This window comes from Streptomyces sp. NPDC001507, from assembly GCF_042894765.1.
Lineage (GTDB): Bacteria > Actinomycetota > Actinomycetes > Streptomycetales > Streptomycetaceae > Streptomyces.
Map to the genome: position 1 here is coordinate 1 of NZ_JBIAVV010000001.1, position 15,642 is coordinate 15,642.

Sequence of the window (15,642 nt, forward strand, 5' to 3'; positions counted from 1 at the left end):
GTCCTTGATGCCCATCCGTGATCCTTCCCAGCAGAGGGGACACCTCATGCCAGACGGGTCACACCGGGGCATACACAATCTTTAGGACAGTCCCGGTGCTTGGGGCCGAAGGCGTTCGCCATGACCTGAGTCACGGCGTACATCGTGAGAGTGTCCGCCGGGAGCGGCGTCCACGCGGTGCCACTGATCCGCAGTACGCCGGCACTCCCGTAGCCGGAGTCATAGAGGTCGACCACCTCGTCCCCGGCGGGCAGGCCCAGCTCCTTCATACGGTCGTACACCGCGCCGATGGAGCCGTTGTGGCGACGCACGGCGGAGATCAGCCGGGACAGCGCCTCGGCGGCATCGTGGCGCGCCTTGTCGACCTTCTCGGCGGAGTCCGACAACTGGGCGTTCATCTTCTTCAGCTCGGCCAGGTGGGGGCGTTCGGCAACCTTGCGGGCCTTGAGCGCTTCGGCCTGCGCCGCCTTGCGTTCCTTCAGCTCGGTGAGGCGTCCGACCTCCAGCCGGACGGCGTCGGCGGTCTCCTCACGGTTGGCCATCTTCAAGCGGTCGCCCCGCTCCCGCATCTCGGCCACGCGGGCCTCGGCCTGCTCGATGTCCTGATCGGTGATCACGTGTACTCCTTCAGGCGATGGACCGGCGAGAGAACTCCTGCCGGGCTGCCGGGTCGGTGTGCTGCTGCTCCGCCAGCCCAGGTGCTGCGAGAGCGAGCAGCGAACCTGCCTCGGCGATGGCGCGGCGGGCGACAGGGTCGCCGCCAAGCGCAGCGTCCTGGTGCTCCGCGAGGGCACGGAGGTAGGCGCGGGAAGCCCCGAGAGCAAGAGCGTGCGATGACGCCTCGTACTGTGCGCGGAAGTCCGGGCCGGTGCTCGACTCGTTCATGGTCATTCCCCCGATCCCTCGGGCGGCGGGTAGGCGTACCCAGCCATAAGGGCGTCAGCTTCGCGCAGCAGCTCGCCAGATACCGGCGGAGCCCACACGGACTCGCCGTCCCACAGATACGCTCCGCCGACAATCGTCTTGTTGCCCGGGTCGTTCGGCACGACGACCCATCGTTCAACTGCCATGGCGCTCCTCAGAAGTACGAGATGACGATCGCGATACCGTCGCCGCCGGTGCCCCCGGCACCGGAGTTGTTGCCGTTCAGCGACGCGCCTCCACCTCCACCGGCTGCTCCGTACGAAGCCCCGTTGGCGCCAGCCTGAGCTGCGGTCGTAACGGAGGCGGCGCCACCTCCGCCGCCTCCACCGGGGAGACCAGAATTCGCGGCTTGGTTGCTCGGGGTGGTGGGGTTCGTGGTGTCGACGACACCCGCGTTGCCGTTCTGGTTGGCCTGGTTACCGCCACCGGTGCCGCCGTTGCCCGCGACATCAGCGCTGGTGATGCCGCCACCAGAACCGCCGCCAGCAGCGCCCGCGACGCCAGGGTTACCTGTGTTGCCGACACCGCCGGTCGTCGAGGCGGCGCCGCCGGTGCCGCCCGCCGAGGTGGCCACACCTGCCGCGCCACCCGTACCCGTGGAGGTCGTACCGCCGGACCCCGCACCGGCCGTTCCCACACGGGCGAACGCACCGAACGTCGAGGCTCCGCCGGCGACTCCGGCGTTCCCGTTCGTGTCGTTGACGGTGACCGCCGCGCCGCCGGTACCGCCCGCGCCGATGGTGACGCTGACCGAGGACGTCAAGACGCTGGCCGGGAACGTCTTATGGAAGTAGTTACCGCCAGCACCTCCGCCTCCGCCGCACCGAACAGAGGCCGCAGCGCCACGACGACCGGACCCGCCACCGCCACCACCACCCATCATCAGGACGGTTATCGCCACAGCGCCAGTCGGCATGTTCCAGGTTCCGGAAGCCGTGAAGGTCTGGATATCCAGGATCCTGGCGACGAGGTTGCCGCCGACCGTGGCACCGGCAGGCAGGTAACCGGGCGCGTTGTAGAGGGGCATCGGTTACCACTCCGTCACTCGGGCATTGCCCGTAGCCGAAGCCCACATGCCGGTGACAATTCCGGAATACACGGGCTGCGGGAATTCGTAGTACGCACCCGCTGCGAGCTGAACCGTGTGACTCGTGCCGCTGGCGCCGCCTCCGTACTTCAGGTAGAGCACAGCAGTCGAATCGTTATAGATCGTCCGCCCCCTGGCCTGACCGGTTGCATTGATCAGCGTCACACTGCTCGCCGACGCGGCCACATTTGTCAGCGTTGCCGACGCAGGACCCGTAACCGTCACATTCGCCTCGCTTCCGACGGATCTCCGAAGGGGATCGCGAATGTCCGAGGCAGTCGCTTTCGCCGTGCATATTCTAGCATCGAATACGCTTCAAAGAAGAGACCGCATAGAATTAAACACCTGTCGAGAGGTTGACAAGTTACCTCGAAACGTTTTGATCCTAGCCGCGCAGGGTCGCCTAATATTCATGCACCCCGAGCAATAATAGTGATTCCGACATTTCAGACAAATGACACACCTCTGACGTCCGGGTGGATCCCTATGCTGGAGCATCCCCGCGGAGAGCTGATATCGCACCTTCCAAGCGAGCATCCCGAATGGAGAGAAGGGCATCGACGACGCCCACTGCACTTCTAAATTTCTACAGAGTGGCACCTGCAGGATCACCAGGAGACTTGCCATCCAAGGTATCGACCACCATGGACGCTGCCTCCTGTACGGCTAGATTTTAGGCCTGCGAAGCACCATTCACAGAACTGCCCTGCTGCTTCGGTACGCGCTTCTTCGGCCGAGGGTTCGACTTCGCATCTATCGACTTCTCCGCGCCGACTACCCGCCTAGCGCCGTTGGCGAGAATCTCAGTGATGATTTGCTTCCGGACTTCATCCTGATGCTCTTCACTCAAGTCTCCGACAAGGCGTTCGGCGGCGAGATAGTAGCTATTCAACACCGGCTGATCGAAGTATCGGTTCAATTGCCCGATCGCTTCCTTGTACAAGGTCAGGTAGGTGCGACTCAGGTATCCGGAGAGGAGAGTACTGAATGCAGCAAGCGCTCCAATGAACCAGCGAACCTGTTCCAGTGGCACCCAGGCACCTCCAATGGCTGCGCAGACCAATAGCAGCATTCCGATCCCCATTGCGATGCGCGAGGACTTGAAGGACTTGTCCGCTTGCTCGGTGACTATGTCATGATAGGTCTTAATCTGATCTTGATTCAATTGCATGAGCGTTGTCAGCTCGCCAGCCTGCCTCAACTGCTCCAACGCTTCTGCATGATACTCGCGTTCGGCGGCAATGCGTTGATCGAAGGTATCATTTTGATTCTTCATGTATTTGCGGCGCTCATGGAACCACAACGCCACAAAGGCACTTAAAGGAACAATCAAGCAACTCGAAAGGATCCACAACATAAGAGGGTCCACGTGAATCGATCTAGGATCCCCCGGATCTACCAGAACGCCACCTACCACAATCCCGGACAGCAGTCCCATGATGGCAGCTGCCTGGTTCCGTGATCGCCTTTTCTCCTCCCGCCGACGCCCCGTCTGACGTTCAAATTTTTCACGGGCCAACTGTCGACGTCGGTCACGCGCCTCAGCATCAGAGAACGCGTTCGAGTCATCATTCATATGTCCCCCCTATGCTCAAGGGCGGCAGCGTATCGGGGAACTGGCGTTGGGGTCAGGCCTTCTCGGAGCTTCACTTGTAAGTTCGCTCGTGGTCACGACGTCGGCAGGCTAGAGACGATGTTGCCTGCCAGGCCGACTACGACACCCACCGCCAGGACGACCGGCCCCCGGTACGAGATCCACCAGCGTTCCTCAGCACCCGCTATGTAGTCCTTCAGCCCCACGAGCTTGTCGTCGAGGGTCTGTTCAGTGGCCTTCAGCGCGCCCCTGAAATCCCCTGTCAAGTGGTCGATGATCCGCTTCTCCAGCGCCTTCAACTCATCAGGAAGGTTCCGCTGCTGTGCCTCCAGATCATCGACGCGCTCCTCAAGTGTCTGGTTCGCCCGGCGCAAGGTGAGCGCGACGGATACCTCCGTGGCGACGCCCAGTGATGCGTATATGTTGCCGGGCCGGCGGAGGTAGTCCGACAGGCGTCGGCGGGCACCACGGATGTCATGAACGGTCCATACGAGTCCGCCAAGTTCTAGAAGGGCGGCGACGACGTTTAGGGTCACAGCGGCGACGGTCATGCCGGGGAGGGTAGCCCCGGCACTCCGGTCAGCGCAGTGCCTCGATTGCCTTCACGATCAGGGCCCGCGCCTCGGCGCCGTACACGGCCATTCCGCGGAGTTCTTCGAAGGCCCTGACATACAGGTCAATCTCGGAAGGCTGGTTGATCCGCATCCGGGCGGACACCAGCTCGACCGAGACGAGCTTGTCGTCGTACACGTGGAACGTCTCCCGGGGCCACTGGGAGCGCATGCACGCGGATGCCGGGATGATCCCGAGGGACACAGTAGGGATCGCACCAGCCGTGAGCAAGTAGCCGAGCTGCGCGGCCATGGAGTCGACGTCGGTCATCTGACAGTGCAAGACGGACTCTTCGACGACCAGGACGAAGCGGCGCCCGGGGTCGTGAATGATCCGCGAGCGTTCGACCCTGGCCCGCGCGGCCTGGGCACTGTCGTCGTCAGGGAGCTGACGGAACCGTGCGGACGCTGCGAGGACACCCGCCGCATAGCCCTCAGTCTGAAGGAGACCGGGAACCAGCGTGGACGAGTACACCCGGAAGAGCTCTGTACTCCTGAAGAGTTTGCCAGTCTCTTCCTGTAGGCGGGTCAGCCCACGCCGAGTCTGGTGACGCCACTCCCTGTATAGCGACTCGGCGTTCACCGACTGCACGACGATGTCCTGTGCCTGGGACTTCGCCCCGGTGGCCGCACACCACTGCCGGATGTCGTTGGCCGTCGGCGCGGTGACCGCGTTCTCGATGCGGGACGTCTTGGAGTGATGCCAGCCGCACCGGTCCGCCAGCTCGGTGATGGTCAGCCCTGCCTCTTTGCGGAGACCGCGCAGCCGCTCGGCAACGGCCTTCCGCGCGGCCTGGGCAGACGAGGACGGGGAGACGGGCATGAGCTGGCGTACCGGCGCTTTCTACTAGTTGATCTCGTACTGGTCGTGGGGGATGGCTCTCGCCCACACCTCATCGAACGCGGTGGCGCACAGCTTGGCGGCGGCCGGGTCGTCGGAGAGTTCCTGGCCAGCGGAGTGGCCGTCGCCGGTGAAGTGGTTCCACCGGACCAGGCGGCCGTCGAAGAGCCAGAAGTCGTTGCCGGGAAGGGCAATGTCGGACGCACGGCGGCGAGGCAGCCACCGCACCAACTCGCCGGCCGCGACGTTCGTGAAGGTCCCCGAGTACTCGAACCGGATGTACTCGCTGACGGGTTCGGACACGATCCGGGCCCGGCGCACGACGACACCGCGGCCGACGGTCTCCTGCATCAGGTCGAGCCACGGCCGCCACCACGAGACGCGGTCGGCCGGGTCATGGCGGAAGCCCTGCCGCCACGCCTCGAACTGGTCCCGCTCCTTGTCGACCGCGTAGCCGTCACGCATTTCGAGGTGGACCGCCGAGTGGGTGCAGCCTGCGATCAGTTCAGCGATCGGTGGAACGCTCGACGGCATCGCACGCCTCCCTGATCATCGGCACCATCCGGGCGGGGATCCTGATCACAGCCTCGTGCTCCGGGATACCCACGGCGTGGCCGGGGAGTGTGAACGCGGCACATTCGGCTTCGAGCACCGGGTCGGGCTTCCAACCCTGGAATACGAGTTCCTGTTTGTCCTGGTCGACCCAGACGGTGGGGCTCTCATCGTCGCCGGTGTTCGGGTCGATCCCGATGAACTGTAGTGACACGGCTGCCTCCCTCGACGTGATGTGCATTTTTCTGCAACACGATCACTCTCTCGGAGATCGCGGTCAAGAGAGCGAATTCGCCAAGCCTGCACTACAAATCGAATGTCCTGCACAGTTCTGCACACTGCTGGCTGCTGCTCTGCGCGCACTCCTAGCGTCGGGAGGTACGACGAAACCCCGGCGAGGCGGCGGAGCCTCCCGGGGCGCGGCCAACGCTGCTGAGGAGCGCCGACATGAGGCAAGCTACAGCCCACCCGCCCACGGCCGAAGAGCAGAATCAGGCTCCGCTGGACATCGCCACCATGCGATCCACTGCGGCCCGGATCCTCGCCTTCGACGCGAAACCCATCAGTGCCGAGGACCTGGAGACGCTGCGGATCGCGATGCGTGGGCAGATCGAACTGCTGATTCCCACCATCGAGGCCCTGGCCGCCCGCTTCCCGAAGGGCGATATCCCGCGCGAGTGCGCGCTCGCCGGCGCGCGGGAGGCCAGCATGCGACTCCGCCTCGGCGTCGGCGGCAACCGTCCCGTGCGCATGTCCGTGGCGATGAAGCTTGCCCGGTCCGTGATGGCCCTGTGCGACCACCTTGAGAACCTCGGCGCCCAGCGACCTCGCCCCTGAACTCCCGTCCCGGCTCCGCAACCCTGGACAGGTCGAGCAGCCGGGGCGGGTCGCACCACACGGCACGGCAACGACACTCCAGAAGGGCAGGTCAATGACCGTCACACTCGAACAGTCCACCGGGACTCTCACGCGGGACCCGCAGGAACTCCTCAACGCGGTCGCTCCGCACATCACCGAGCTGACTGTCAACGTGTTCGACTCCGGCATGAGCCTGTGGGACCGCGAGGTCGCCCTGCTCCTGCGCGATCACACCATGGTCCGCGACATGGCCGAACGGATCCTCGGCAACGCCGTCATGTACGTCATGGGCTCCATCGAGAACCCCGACGTCCATCTCGGCGTGGGCAAGCTCGTCGACATCGGCGTCCACCAGCTCATCCTCGACACACCCATCTGGTGGGGCATCTGCCGCCTCTACAACGGCGGCCGGTTCAAGCACCACGCTCCGTTCATCGAGCGCCGCCGCGACGGCCTGTGCCTGCGCACGGGCGACTTCCTCCGCTCCCAGGGCTGGGCGATCGACGAGGAGCTGTGGGCCATCGACGGCACCGACTGCTCCCCGTGCGACGACAAGGTCCCCGACAGCCACTGACCCGGCTACAGTCGCCCCCGTCCTCACAGCACCCCGAGGGCGGGGGCTCCCGGATCCCGACGACCCAGAGGATCATCTGTGCCCGTACCGCACGACATCGCCGCCGAGACCGAACTGTGGGACGCCTTCGCCGAGTCGGCGTTCAAGGACGACGCCGAGCCCTCGTTCTGCTGGACCCAGTACGCGGGCCACGGCCCCGGCTGGGAACTCCTGGGCGCCCCGGAGTCCGTCCTCGAGGTCGGCTGCGGCACCGGCCGCGCGCTGGCCCACCTCGCACAGCAGGGCGTCAAGGCGATCGGCGTCGACCTGTCGCCGCGCATGGTGCAGCGCGCGGGCGAGAAGTGGTCGCCGCTCGGTGTCCGGATCGAGCAGGGCGAGGTCCTGGACTGGCTCGCCGCCGACGAGGGCCGGTACGACGCCGTGTACTCGATCTTCGGGGCGGCCTGGTTCACCGACCCGTCCCGCCTCTTCCCGCTCGTCCGCGAGCACCTGGTCCCGGGGGGCGTGTTCGTGTTCTCCCAGCCGCCGGCCATCCCGGGCGCCTACGGGGCGCAGGGCATGTACAAGGGCGGGTTCGCGGGGAAGGCCATGTTCACCTACCGGTACAGCTACAAGCCCGCGGTGTGGGAGCGGCATCTGCTCCGGGCGGGGTTCGCCACGGCCGAGGCGACGGTGGTGGAGGCTCCGAAGGCTGGGCATATCGGCACGCTCATCGTCCAGGCTCGCGCCTGAGTCCCGCTCCCGCTTGGCCCGAGCACCCCATGCAGTAGGGGCGGGCGGGCTCCAGGCCCCGGCCGTGACCGCGCACGACGCCGCGGCGGACGACCGCACTAGGTCGGCGGAGTGCGCATTGGCTAGTCGGCCGGGATACGCAGATCTCCAGTCCAGCGCCGTCAGATGGACAACATGTACCGCTACCCCCTGCTCGGGGCTACTGCTCATGCGGCGCTGTGACTGTGGCTGCCACCGGTCGACGATCAGCTGAGATTGTGACGCGTATGACGGATGAAAACACTGCACAAGGCGTAACCCTGGCCGAGCTTCGTCAGCTGTCGGGGCTGTCGCAACTGGAGGTTGCCCGACGTATGGGTGTTTCGAAGGCACGCCCCGGCCAGATCGAGCGAGACTTCCCGAACGTGCGCTTCTCGGTGGTCGAGGCGTACGTTCGAGCCCTCGGCGGCCGGATCGAGTTCGCCGCTGTCGGGCCCACCGGCATCTGGGCGGACGAGATCGTCCAGCACCCGGAAGGGCCGCGCGACCACGGCGACCGCACCACCGTACGGCTCTCGGAGCAGGACGAACTCCCCGAGCAAGACCGGGCGGAGCGGGACGCCTGGCGGGCCCGAGCGAGACGGAGGGCACCCTTCGGAGGCGCCTCTCACCATCACCCCGAACAGCCGTCAGAGTGACACTCAGGAGCCGGAAGAGACTTTCTCGGGCGACAGACGAGGGCCAGCGGGAACAGGGCAAGCTGCTCCCACAGGGGCCGGTAGACGATACGGTCAAGTCCGGGGCCTGTGAAGCGGATCCGGAAGCACGTGGGAGAAGCGCCGGCCGCCTCCCCGGGCTCCGGCCGAAGACGGCGCACCGAAGCCTTGATGTCGCGGCGCAGAGCCCAGCGCGAGGCACCAGCACGGAGTGCGCGCTCGTTGGTGAAGTCGGGGCCCTCGACGATCTCGTGCCACTTACCGTCTGCCCAGGCGGCCCACCGCATGTCACCCCTGACGAACATCGTGCCTTCCCTCCCGAAGCCGCTGGTCAACCCGAGTCTGGCAGGGTGGCGGGATCACGAAGTCGGATAAGACGTGATCATGTGGGACGCCGAAAGGTCACAAAGATTCAGAGATCACTCGCAGGGGTGAGAGGGCGGACCATCACCGCCCCGCCGCCGTCCGCCCAGATCCGGACCGAGGCGCGGACGCCCACACGGGCGGGCGTGTCGAGGGTCGGATTGTCCTCGGCCCATCGGAATGCGACGCGCACGAGGCGGGGGTTCCTGCATGACGCGACGGCCGTCACGAGGGAACGGGTGAACGAGGCGGCCGGCGAGCAGCGGATCTCGACCGTCTCTCCGGGGGACGGAATGAACACGGGGCGGCGTGGAACGGTGTGGAGCAGCATGACGCCTCACTAGGGGATAAACGGACATAAAGGGCGATGGCACGTGACGGGGATGGTGATCTTGAAGATCAGGATCTTGATCGCCACTCCGCCGTGGACGGAGCCGGTTCCGCACCTCCGGATCCATGGGCGCGGCGAAGGTGATCCAGTTCTCCTACGATGCCTTCGCCTCCAGCGCGACTCAACACTGGGCGCAAAGGTCATGATCGAACCCCGACCCCGGGGAATTCCTGGGTGTGGTTCGCCCTAGGGCCGGGTCTTTTTAAATTCCATCGCCCTGTACTACAGGGGCGGTTACCGTCCCCGTGTGGATGTCAACAGGATCTTCGGCGAGCTGTTCCCGGGTGCCAGGCGGTTCGCACAGTCTGCGTTGGACGCTCTCTCGAAGGACGACGAAGAGGTCTTCCTCCTGCACGCGGGCGTCAGCATCGAGCGACTCGCCAAGGCGGTGCTGGCACAGAAGAGCCCCTTCCTCCTGCTGGAGACGAAGGGGAACGGGAACGAGGACGCCCTCTTCCAGATCGCCGGCTTGGAGCAGAGCAAGAAGATCCGCACCATCGGAGCGGCATCGGCCATCGCCCGACTCAAGCGTCTCGGCGTTCTTCCGCAGACCAAGGACCCCGAGCTGGACGGACTGATCGAGCTACGGAACGGCGTCGCTCATCTCACGGCTGCGCATGATGGGTCATTCGACGCCCTGGCCAAGTTCGTGGGAACGAGCACAACGTTGCTGACGGCCTGGGGCAGATCCGGCCCAGAGCACTACTGGGGGCCTCACTATGGCCTGGTGGAGCTGACCTTGAGCGAGGTTGGAGAGAAGGCTGCCCGTCACTTCAGTAGGCTCATTGAGCAGGCACGCTATCGAGTGGCTCAACGCGCCCAGGCCCTTCCCCAGACAGCCATGGAGGCGCTCCTGAAGGAGCGCTCGGTCAATGTGGCTCTGACCTGGCCTAATAGCCGAACCGTGCTCCTTCCACGCGAGTGTCCGGCCTGTGGCAACCTCGGAGCGCTGCTCACCGGCCCTCCGGTCCTGATCACAAGTGGGAAGCCTGGCGAGGCAGTCCCCCAGAGGTTCGTGTGCTTCATCTGCGACCTCGACCTGAGGACCCCTGAGGAGTTGGCTTCCGCTGGCATGGACGGTCGGGTGCCGCTTGTCAAGACGAACGGAGAGAGAGTGCTCACCGAAGCCGAAGAAGCCCTTTGGCACCAGTTCCCCGATGGTGGTGGTGACGAGGACGTGTCCTCCGCCCGCTGATCCGCCACGAAGCCCCGGTCCGCCGCCGGGGCTGGGGCTCGGAATACGATCGCACCTGTAGTACAGGCACCGCTACCGTCCAGCCATGGACGATTCACTCGGGTTCGAAAGCCTATTCGAAGGCGCCAAGAAGACCGCGTACAAGGCAATGGACGACCATGCCCGCGGCGAGTACGACGAGTTCGCCCTTCACGCCGGAGTCGCGATCGAGCGTCTCGCCAAGGCGGTTCTGGTGAAGATGAACCCGATGTACATCGCCAGCGGGAAGGTACACATCGGCCCGCAGAGCAAGGTCAAGATCTACACGATCACCGCCTCGGAAGCTCTGACCCGACTGCAAAGCCTTGGCATCTGCAAGTACGACACCGACCTGAAGATGCTGATCGAGCAGCGTAACGGCACCGTCCATGCTACTGGGGGCGATGAGTCGAAGACTCAGATCCCGACATTCGCCAAGGTGATCACGGCCATGCTGAAGCACCTCGGCATCCCGGACTACGACTTCTGGGGTCGCTGGACAAGCGCGGTCGACGTGGCCGTCAGCAGGCAGCGAAACGAGATCCAGCGGGACGTCGAACTCCGGATGAAGCAGGCTCGGCACCTCTTCGATGACCGGTTCAAGGGGCTCCCAGAGAAGGCCAAGGAACAAGTTCTCAAGGAATACGTGGAACCGGTGAACGTCCCGTTCTACTCCGCCCGCGCGGACGGTGCCGAGGACGATGTACTGGCACTGGCCTTGTTCGTGACAACGACGTGCCCGGCGTGTGGTGGACAGGCGCGACTCAAGCTCCGGCCCGTCAGTACCACCCAAACCGGTGCTCAGCTGGCCCCGGAGTCTCTGGCGTGCGGCCTGTGCAACCTGGTGCTCGACGGGCCGGATCAAATAGCCGCTTCGGGCGCCGACGTTGAAAAAGCCCAGTTGCCAGCTGGTGTTGCGTTCACCTGGGGCCCCACGCTCGCGTTCACGCCGAAGATCAGCCAGGTCCACTCGGGCTGACCCCTCCGCATACCGCAGCCTCGGCACGTTGGCGGGGGCTTTCGAATGCCCTGACCTCGCCGGCTCTTCGAGCGCCCCCACCGCGAGGAGGTCCGGCATGGCCGTTGACCTGGGCATGCCGGATCTCGCCGCCGAGGCAACCGACACAGCGGACACGACAATTCTCGTTGTGCCTCTGCATCTGCACGGCGTCATCGGGGTGCCTCAGTCAAGGCTCTGTCAAAAGGGTCCTTCCCGCGCAGGGAAGGGAGCTTGCCTATGTTGCTGGCCCACCGCCCGGATTTCGCGAAGGCCCCAGCGGGTCGAACGGGACCGGGCTCAGCGGCTCTTGCGACAGACCGAGGGCGGAGCGGACCGACTCGATATACCAGAGCCGGGCTGAGGTAAGAGCCTCAAGTTGGTCACGCTCCCGATCCCAGGTGCGTGCATGTTGACCGTATTCATGGGCTGCCACCGCCAGGCGCTGGGGGCCTTCGATGGACACCTGGGCCATGGCCGCGTTCATCGACCGGAAGAGTTCGAGGGAATCTGGCTCCCTGGACAGGTTGTCCGTAACTTCCAGGAATGCGATGTACGTCTGTCTGCGCCGTTCTTCCGTGCGTGAGCGCCTTTCCTCATTCAAGGTGGCCTGCACGGTATGGAGCAGAGCGTCCGCCTGCCGGTCCCCAGCGTGCTTCGCAGCCTCGGCCTGTCGTATGCCGGCGCTCCTGGCGAACCAGCCTCCAACGGCGGCGCCCGCCACCGCTGCCCCCGCCGCTATGAGTGCGACCCACAGTTCATCCACGGGCGCATTCTGCTCCTCCAGGCGGCGCAGCGGCGGGAGTCCGGGCAGTCGGCCGTCAGAGGGTCCCGACGATATTTGCCGCGAGGCCGACCACGACGCCCACGGTGAGGATGAGCGGGCCCTTGTAGTCCGAGAACCAGGGGGAGCTTCCTTCGCCCGCCACCAGCTCCCGCAGGCCTTCCAGTTGGTCGCCGAGGGTGTCCTCGGAGGCTTTCAGCTGGCCGTCGAACCGCTCCGTCAGACGCTTGGCCAACCTGTCTTCCCGCTGCTCCAGCTGATCGGGGAGGCCGCCCTGCCAGGCTTCGAGGGCATCAAGGCGTCGCTCCGGGCTCTGACTGCTGGTGACCCCGCTGGCGGTCAGAGTCGCGGTGATGGAAAGGCCGGCGGAGAGATGCACGTGACGTGGGCGCTGTAGGTAGTTGGCCATGCGGCGGCGGGCCTTCTGGATGTCCTGCACGGTGATCACGATGCCGACGATCTCCAGGAGCGCGGCTATGGAGGCGAGGACGATGACGGCGGTCGACATGGCGGGGAGGGTATCGCCGGATGGTGGTGTAGGTCGGCGAAAAGCGAACCCTTCGGGCGTCGGGCAGGCCCTGAGGACACTCTCGACGCCCATCTGTCCGCCCGCACCTGCCCACCTGCCCACCTCCATAGTCGGTGGGCAGTGGGCAGGTCGGTCGGTGGGCAGATTGGGCAGGTAGTGGGCAGGCTCTGACCTGCCGTTTCCTTGATCTGCCCACCTGCCCAGGACAGGTTTGGGCAGGTCGAAGAACGAATCGGAATGGGCAGCTGATACCGGACATATCTTCACCCCAGAAACGGACCCGCCCACCTGCCCATGGGCAGATCCTGGGCAGGTGGGCAGGTGGGCAGGTGGGCAGGTGGGCAGGTGATATTCAGTTAGGGCAGGTGACTTAACGTTACGAAGCGAGCGATTCCTTCTCGGCGTGGTAGTGACCGACCGCCTTCACGATCTTCCCCATCGCCTCGTTGTTTCCCGGCAGAGCGATTCCCTTCTCCGCCGCCCACGCCTTCAGCTTGTCGCGGCCGAGCTTCGGGACCCCGTTGTCGATCAGCTCGTCCACGTACGCCTGGACGCTGCTCTTGGCCGCCTTGACGGCCTCCCGGTCCAGGACGGTGTGCTTCGTCTGACCGTCGGCCCACATGTCGCCGAACTTCACGCCGATGCGGGAGACGTTCAGCTCGTCCGGGCCGATGCCGGTGCGGGTGTGCGTACGGGTCATGCACAGCACCGTGGTGACCGTCTCCGCCCCGTTCGCGCCCATGGAGCGGGCCTCGTCCACTTTGGTCATCTCCCAGACGTGGTCGACGTCCTGGGACTTCGCCGAGGAGCCGCGCGAGCCCTTGGTCTCGTCCTTGCCCATGTGGTCCAGGCGGATACCGGCGATGCCGAGTCTCTTCAGGTTCGCGTGAACCTGGCGGTAGAACTGGATCCAGGTGTCAGAGTCGTTCTCCTTGCCGCCGATGAAGCGGGAGACGGTGTCGAAGACGATGACGTCGGGGCGCTCCTGGTCGACGATCTGGGACAGCTCCATGACGGCCGTGCCACCCTGGTCCAGGCCGCCGGTGAACGACGGGTGGAGCTTGTACACGAAGTTGTCGCGCAGCTCGTCCGGGGTTGCACCCAGCGCCTTCATGCGGGTCACGATGTCGCGGAGGCTGTTCTCCTTGTCGAGGTACAGCACCTTCACCGGCGGACGACGCTGGTCGCCGAGGAAGGTCTTGCCGGTAATCGCCCGATACATCCAGTCGAACATGAACATTGACTTGCCGACCTTGCCGGATCCGACGACGGCGATCTGCTGGCCGCGCTCGCAGATCTTTCCGGGCAGCCAGTCGATGTTGGTGAAGTCGGTGGCGAACGCCTCGTCCCAGTCCAGCGACTTGAAGCGGTCTTCCTTCTTCTCCTCGGCAAGCGGCGCAGCCTGGACCCTGGTCTCCCCTTCCGCTCGCGGGCTGCCGTGGTACTTCGCCAGGTAGGCCTTGTACTCGTCCGTCGCGACGCTGGACGGCTGGCCGTCGGAGCCGACCACCGTCCTGTGCGTGCGACCGGTGAATGGGGGGATGTCCTGGTCGACAGGCGTAGTCGTGCGCTGCTCGGGGATGCTGACGACGTTGCTGCCCACCTCCTGACCTGCCCAAAGGCCGCTTTCGTCGGTGTTCGGGACGGGTCCCGTCCGGCGCTCCTTGCGCTCGTCCCAGTTAGCTCGGTAAGCAGTGGCGTCTGTCGGGCCGTTGGCAGCAGCCCAGGCAAGCATGGAGGCGAACTCACCGGGGACGTACCGGTCGTGGGTGTCGGCGCCGAACATCGACTCCAGGGTGCTGATGGCCATACCGGGGTCGATGAGCCCGGCAGCGCCCGCCTTGCACGCCCAGGTGAGCGCCTTCATGCAGCTGTCGTGGCGCGCTTTCCCGCGGCGCACGTCCGCCTGGTACGTGTCGAGGATGTTGGCGGTAAGGCGCGGGTCCAGGTCGTCGTTCTGGGCCCAGTCGTTCATGAGATGGTGGATCTCATAGGTGCCGAGCGGGGAGGCGCTCTCTGCCCGCACCACGCCTCCCTTGCTACCGAGGGAGACGATGTGGCACCAGGCCTCCGGAAGCTCCGGGAGATCCTCCAGGCGGGGGATGTAACCCTCGGGAGCCAGAATGCGGTGCTCCCAGAAGTCGTCGCCGTCGTAGTCCTCGTCGGGGAGGTACCAGCGGTACACCGCACCGTCTGCGTCCGGGTTGGTGGACGGCCATACGACGGAGTAGCGGTGGTGGTGCTGGATGGCTTCGATGCCAGGCCCGAGAACGCCGGGCAGCACGATCGGCATACCGCCGAGTTCGGCGGGGAAGTCGGGGTGGTCGATGGTGGGAAGCCGGTACAGCAGCTGACCGACGCTGTCCGGTCGGGCCGTCGACATGACGGTCTTGGGGATCGGCTCGTACGTCTCGATGAGCTGACGGAGGGTCTTCTCGCCGTCCTTGACCTTGCCACCCTTGAGGTATGCGTCCACGTCGATCGCGGCCGCACCATTCGGCATACGCAGCGCGATGTTGCCGAGTCGACGGCTGCTGCTCCACGCGGCTACATGCTCGGTGGTGAGGGTCTCGTGGAAGGCCGTCTTGCCGGTGAACCCTTTCGGCGGGGGAAACTTCTTGCCCGCCGGGAGCGGCAGCGGCTGCCAGCCGGCGTCCCAATACATCCGTGCGGTCAGACCGTACGGGCCGTCCGGCATATCGTCCAGTCCCGGCAGCACCGTCCCGGACAGCGTCCCCTCCGCTTCGCGAGGGGTTGACGACGAGGTTGACTCGTCGCCTGCGGCCTGTGCCATCCTGGGCACCGCGCCTTTCTCATACGACGACCGCCCTGGTGTCCGCCAAAGATCCGGGGGCTGTCGTTGGTGGCGTTGAGGCCCCCCGCGCTTCGCCGGTGCT

General features: G+C 65.4%; 17 protein-coding genes. 6 read left to right on the forward strand and 11 right to left on the reverse strand.

The genetic code is table 11. The annotated features are described in order from the left end of the window. Positions 1–44 precede the first annotated feature (44 nt). The 8 genes from ACFY0K_RS00005 to ACFY0K_RS00040 form a co-directional block, all read right to left on the reverse strand. Complete coding sequence (locus ACFY0K_RS00005; protein ID WP_390637831.1) at positions 45–617, reverse strand: hypothetical protein; 573 nt, start codon at positions 615–617, stop codon at positions 45–47. Positions 618–627: 10 nt separating this feature from the next. Further along, positions 628–885: a hypothetical protein gene (locus tag ACFY0K_RS00010; RefSeq protein ID WP_390637832.1), complete on the reverse strand. Its 258-nt coding sequence runs from the start codon at positions 883–885 to the stop codon at positions 628–630. A gap of 193 nt (positions 886–1,078) precedes the next feature. After that, the gene (locus ACFY0K_RS00015; RefSeq protein WP_390637833.1) at positions 1,079–1,951 is read right to left on the reverse strand and encodes a glycine-rich domain-containing protein; all 873 of its coding nucleotides are present in this window, start codon (positions 1,949–1,951) and stop codon (positions 1,079–1,081) included. 733 nt (positions 1,952–2,684) lie between these two features. After that, complete coding sequence (locus ACFY0K_RS00020; protein WP_390637834.1) at positions 2,685–3,587, reverse strand: hypothetical protein; 903 nt, start codon at positions 3,585–3,587, stop codon at positions 2,685–2,687. A gap of 92 nt (positions 3,588–3,679) precedes the next feature. Next, complete coding sequence (locus ACFY0K_RS00025) at positions 3,680–4,156, reverse strand: hypothetical protein (RefSeq protein ID WP_390637835.1); 477 nt, start codon at positions 4,154–4,156, stop codon at positions 3,680–3,682. A gap of 28 nt (positions 4,157–4,184) precedes the next feature. Beyond that, positions 4,185–5,039 (reverse strand): helix-turn-helix domain-containing protein, encoded by an 855-nt coding sequence (locus ACFY0K_RS00030; RefSeq protein ID WP_390637836.1) that lies wholly within the window; start codon positions 5,037–5,039, stop codon positions 4,185–4,187. A 24-nt stretch (positions 5,040–5,063) separates the two neighbouring features. After that, complete coding sequence (locus tag ACFY0K_RS00035) at positions 5,064–5,591, reverse strand: DUF6879 family protein (protein ID WP_390637837.1); 528 nt, start codon at positions 5,589–5,591, stop codon at positions 5,064–5,066. Further along, complete coding sequence (locus ACFY0K_RS00040) at positions 5,563–5,823, reverse strand: hypothetical protein (protein ID WP_390637838.1); 261 nt, start codon at positions 5,821–5,823, stop codon at positions 5,563–5,565. Before ACFY0K_RS00040 ends, ACFY0K_RS00035 begins: the two co-directional genes overlap by 29 nt. A gap of 233 nt (positions 5,824–6,056) precedes the next feature. Between ACFY0K_RS00040 and ACFY0K_RS00045 the strand changes: the two genes are divergently transcribed. The 4 genes from ACFY0K_RS00045 (at position 6,057) to ACFY0K_RS00060 (ending at position 8,450) form a co-directional block, all read left to right on the forward strand. Continuing rightward, on the forward strand, positions 6,057–6,446 hold the full coding sequence (locus ACFY0K_RS00045) for a DUF6415 family natural product biosynthesis protein (RefSeq protein ID WP_390637839.1): 390 nt from the start codon (positions 6,057–6,059) through the stop codon (positions 6,444–6,446). Between the two features lie 94 nt (positions 6,447–6,540). Then, entirely contained in the window at positions 6,541–7,041 is a 501-nt protein-coding gene (locus ACFY0K_RS00050; protein ID WP_390637840.1) for a hypothetical protein, read from the forward strand. Positions 7,042–7,119: 78 nt separating this feature from the next. Further along, positions 7,120–7,773 carry a class I SAM-dependent methyltransferase gene (locus tag ACFY0K_RS00055; protein ID WP_390637841.1) on the forward strand — a complete coding sequence of 218 codons (654 nt, stop codon included), beginning with the start codon at positions 7,120–7,122 and terminating at the stop codon, positions 7,771–7,773. 266 nt (positions 7,774–8,039) lie between these two features. Further along, a complete protein-coding gene (locus ACFY0K_RS00060; protein ID WP_390638819.1) occupies positions 8,040–8,450 on the forward strand; it encodes a helix-turn-helix domain-containing protein in 411 nt (136 codons plus the stop codon). A 430-nt stretch (positions 8,451–8,880) separates the two neighbouring features. Here ACFY0K_RS00060 and ACFY0K_RS00065 read toward each other — a convergent pair whose 3' ends face one another. Then, positions 8,881–9,024 (reverse strand): hypothetical protein, encoded by a 144-nt coding sequence (locus ACFY0K_RS00065; protein ID WP_390637842.1) that lies wholly within the window; start codon positions 9,022–9,024, stop codon positions 8,881–8,883. A 445-nt stretch (positions 9,025–9,469) separates the two neighbouring features. On the opposite strand from ACFY0K_RS00065, the gene ACFY0K_RS00070 reads away from it, so the two are divergent. Together ACFY0K_RS00070 and ACFY0K_RS00075 are read left to right on the forward strand one after the other, a co-directional pair. Next, positions 9,470–10,417: a hypothetical protein gene (locus ACFY0K_RS00070; RefSeq protein ID WP_390637843.1), complete on the forward strand. Its 948-nt coding sequence runs from the start codon at positions 9,470–9,472 to the stop codon at positions 10,415–10,417. Between the two features lie 85 nt (positions 10,418–10,502). Beyond that, the gene (locus ACFY0K_RS00075; RefSeq protein WP_390637844.1) at positions 10,503–11,414 is read left to right on the forward strand and encodes a hypothetical protein; all 912 of its coding nucleotides are present in this window, start codon (positions 10,503–10,505) and stop codon (positions 11,412–11,414) included. Between the two features lie 839 nt (positions 11,415–12,253). Here ACFY0K_RS00075 and ACFY0K_RS00080 read toward each other — a convergent pair. Together ACFY0K_RS00080 and ACFY0K_RS00085 are read right to left on the reverse strand one after the other, a co-directional pair. Next, a complete protein-coding gene (locus ACFY0K_RS00080; RefSeq protein ID WP_390637845.1) occupies positions 12,254–12,724 on the reverse strand; it encodes a hypothetical protein in 471 nt (156 codons plus the stop codon). A 397-nt stretch (positions 12,725–13,121) separates the two neighbouring features. Next, positions 13,122–15,443 (reverse strand): AAA family ATPase, encoded by a 2,322-nt coding sequence (locus tag ACFY0K_RS00085; RefSeq protein ID WP_390637846.1) that lies wholly within the window; start codon positions 15,441–15,443, stop codon positions 13,122–13,124. Positions 15,444–15,642 lie beyond the last annotated feature (199 nt).

Excerpts from the sequence above, each read along its gene's own strand:
- ACFY0K_RS00075 (WP_390637844.1), top strand. The coding sequence starts at position 10,503 with ATGGACGATTCACTCGGGTTCGAAAGCCTATTCGAAGGCGCCAAGAAG.
- ACFY0K_RS00045 (WP_390637839.1), top strand. The coding sequence starts at position 6,057 with ATGAGGCAAGCTACAGCCCACCCGCCCACGGCCGAAGAGCAGAATCAG.
- ACFY0K_RS00050 (WP_390637840.1), top strand. The coding sequence starts at position 6,541 with ATGACCGTCACACTCGAACAGTCCACCGGGACTCTCACGCGGGACCCG.
- ACFY0K_RS00020 (WP_390637834.1), bottom strand. The coding sequence starts at position 3,587 with ATGAATGATGACTCGAACGCGTTCTCTGATGCTGAGGCGCGTGACCGA.
- ACFY0K_RS00080 (WP_390637845.1), bottom strand. The coding sequence starts at position 12,724 with ATGTCGACCGCCGTCATCGTCCTCGCCTCCATAGCCGCGCTCCTGGAG.
- ACFY0K_RS00085 (WP_390637846.1), bottom strand. The coding sequence starts at position 15,443 with ATGCCGGACGGCCCGTACGGTCTGACCGCACGGATGTATTGGGACGCC.
- ACFY0K_RS00030 (WP_390637836.1), bottom strand. The coding sequence starts at position 5,039 with ATGCCCGTCTCCCCGTCCTCGTCTGCCCAGGCCGCGCGGAAGGCCGTT.
- ACFY0K_RS00015 (WP_390637833.1), bottom strand. The coding sequence starts at position 1,951 with ATGCCCCTCTACAACGCGCCCGGTTACCTGCCTGCCGGTGCCACGGTC.
- ACFY0K_RS00025 (WP_390637835.1), bottom strand. The coding sequence starts at position 4,156 with ATGACCGTCGCCGCTGTGACCCTAAACGTCGTCGCCGCCCTTCTAGAA.
- ACFY0K_RS00010 (WP_390637832.1), bottom strand. The coding sequence starts at position 885 with ATGAACGAGTCGAGCACCGGCCCGGACTTCCGCGCACAGTACGAGGCG.
- ACFY0K_RS00035 (WP_390637837.1), bottom strand. The coding sequence starts at position 5,591 with ATGCCGTCGAGCGTTCCACCGATCGCTGAACTGATCGCAGGCTGCACC.
- ACFY0K_RS00060 (WP_390638819.1), top strand. The coding sequence starts at position 8,040 with ATGACGGATGAAAACACTGCACAAGGCGTAACCCTGGCCGAGCTTCGT.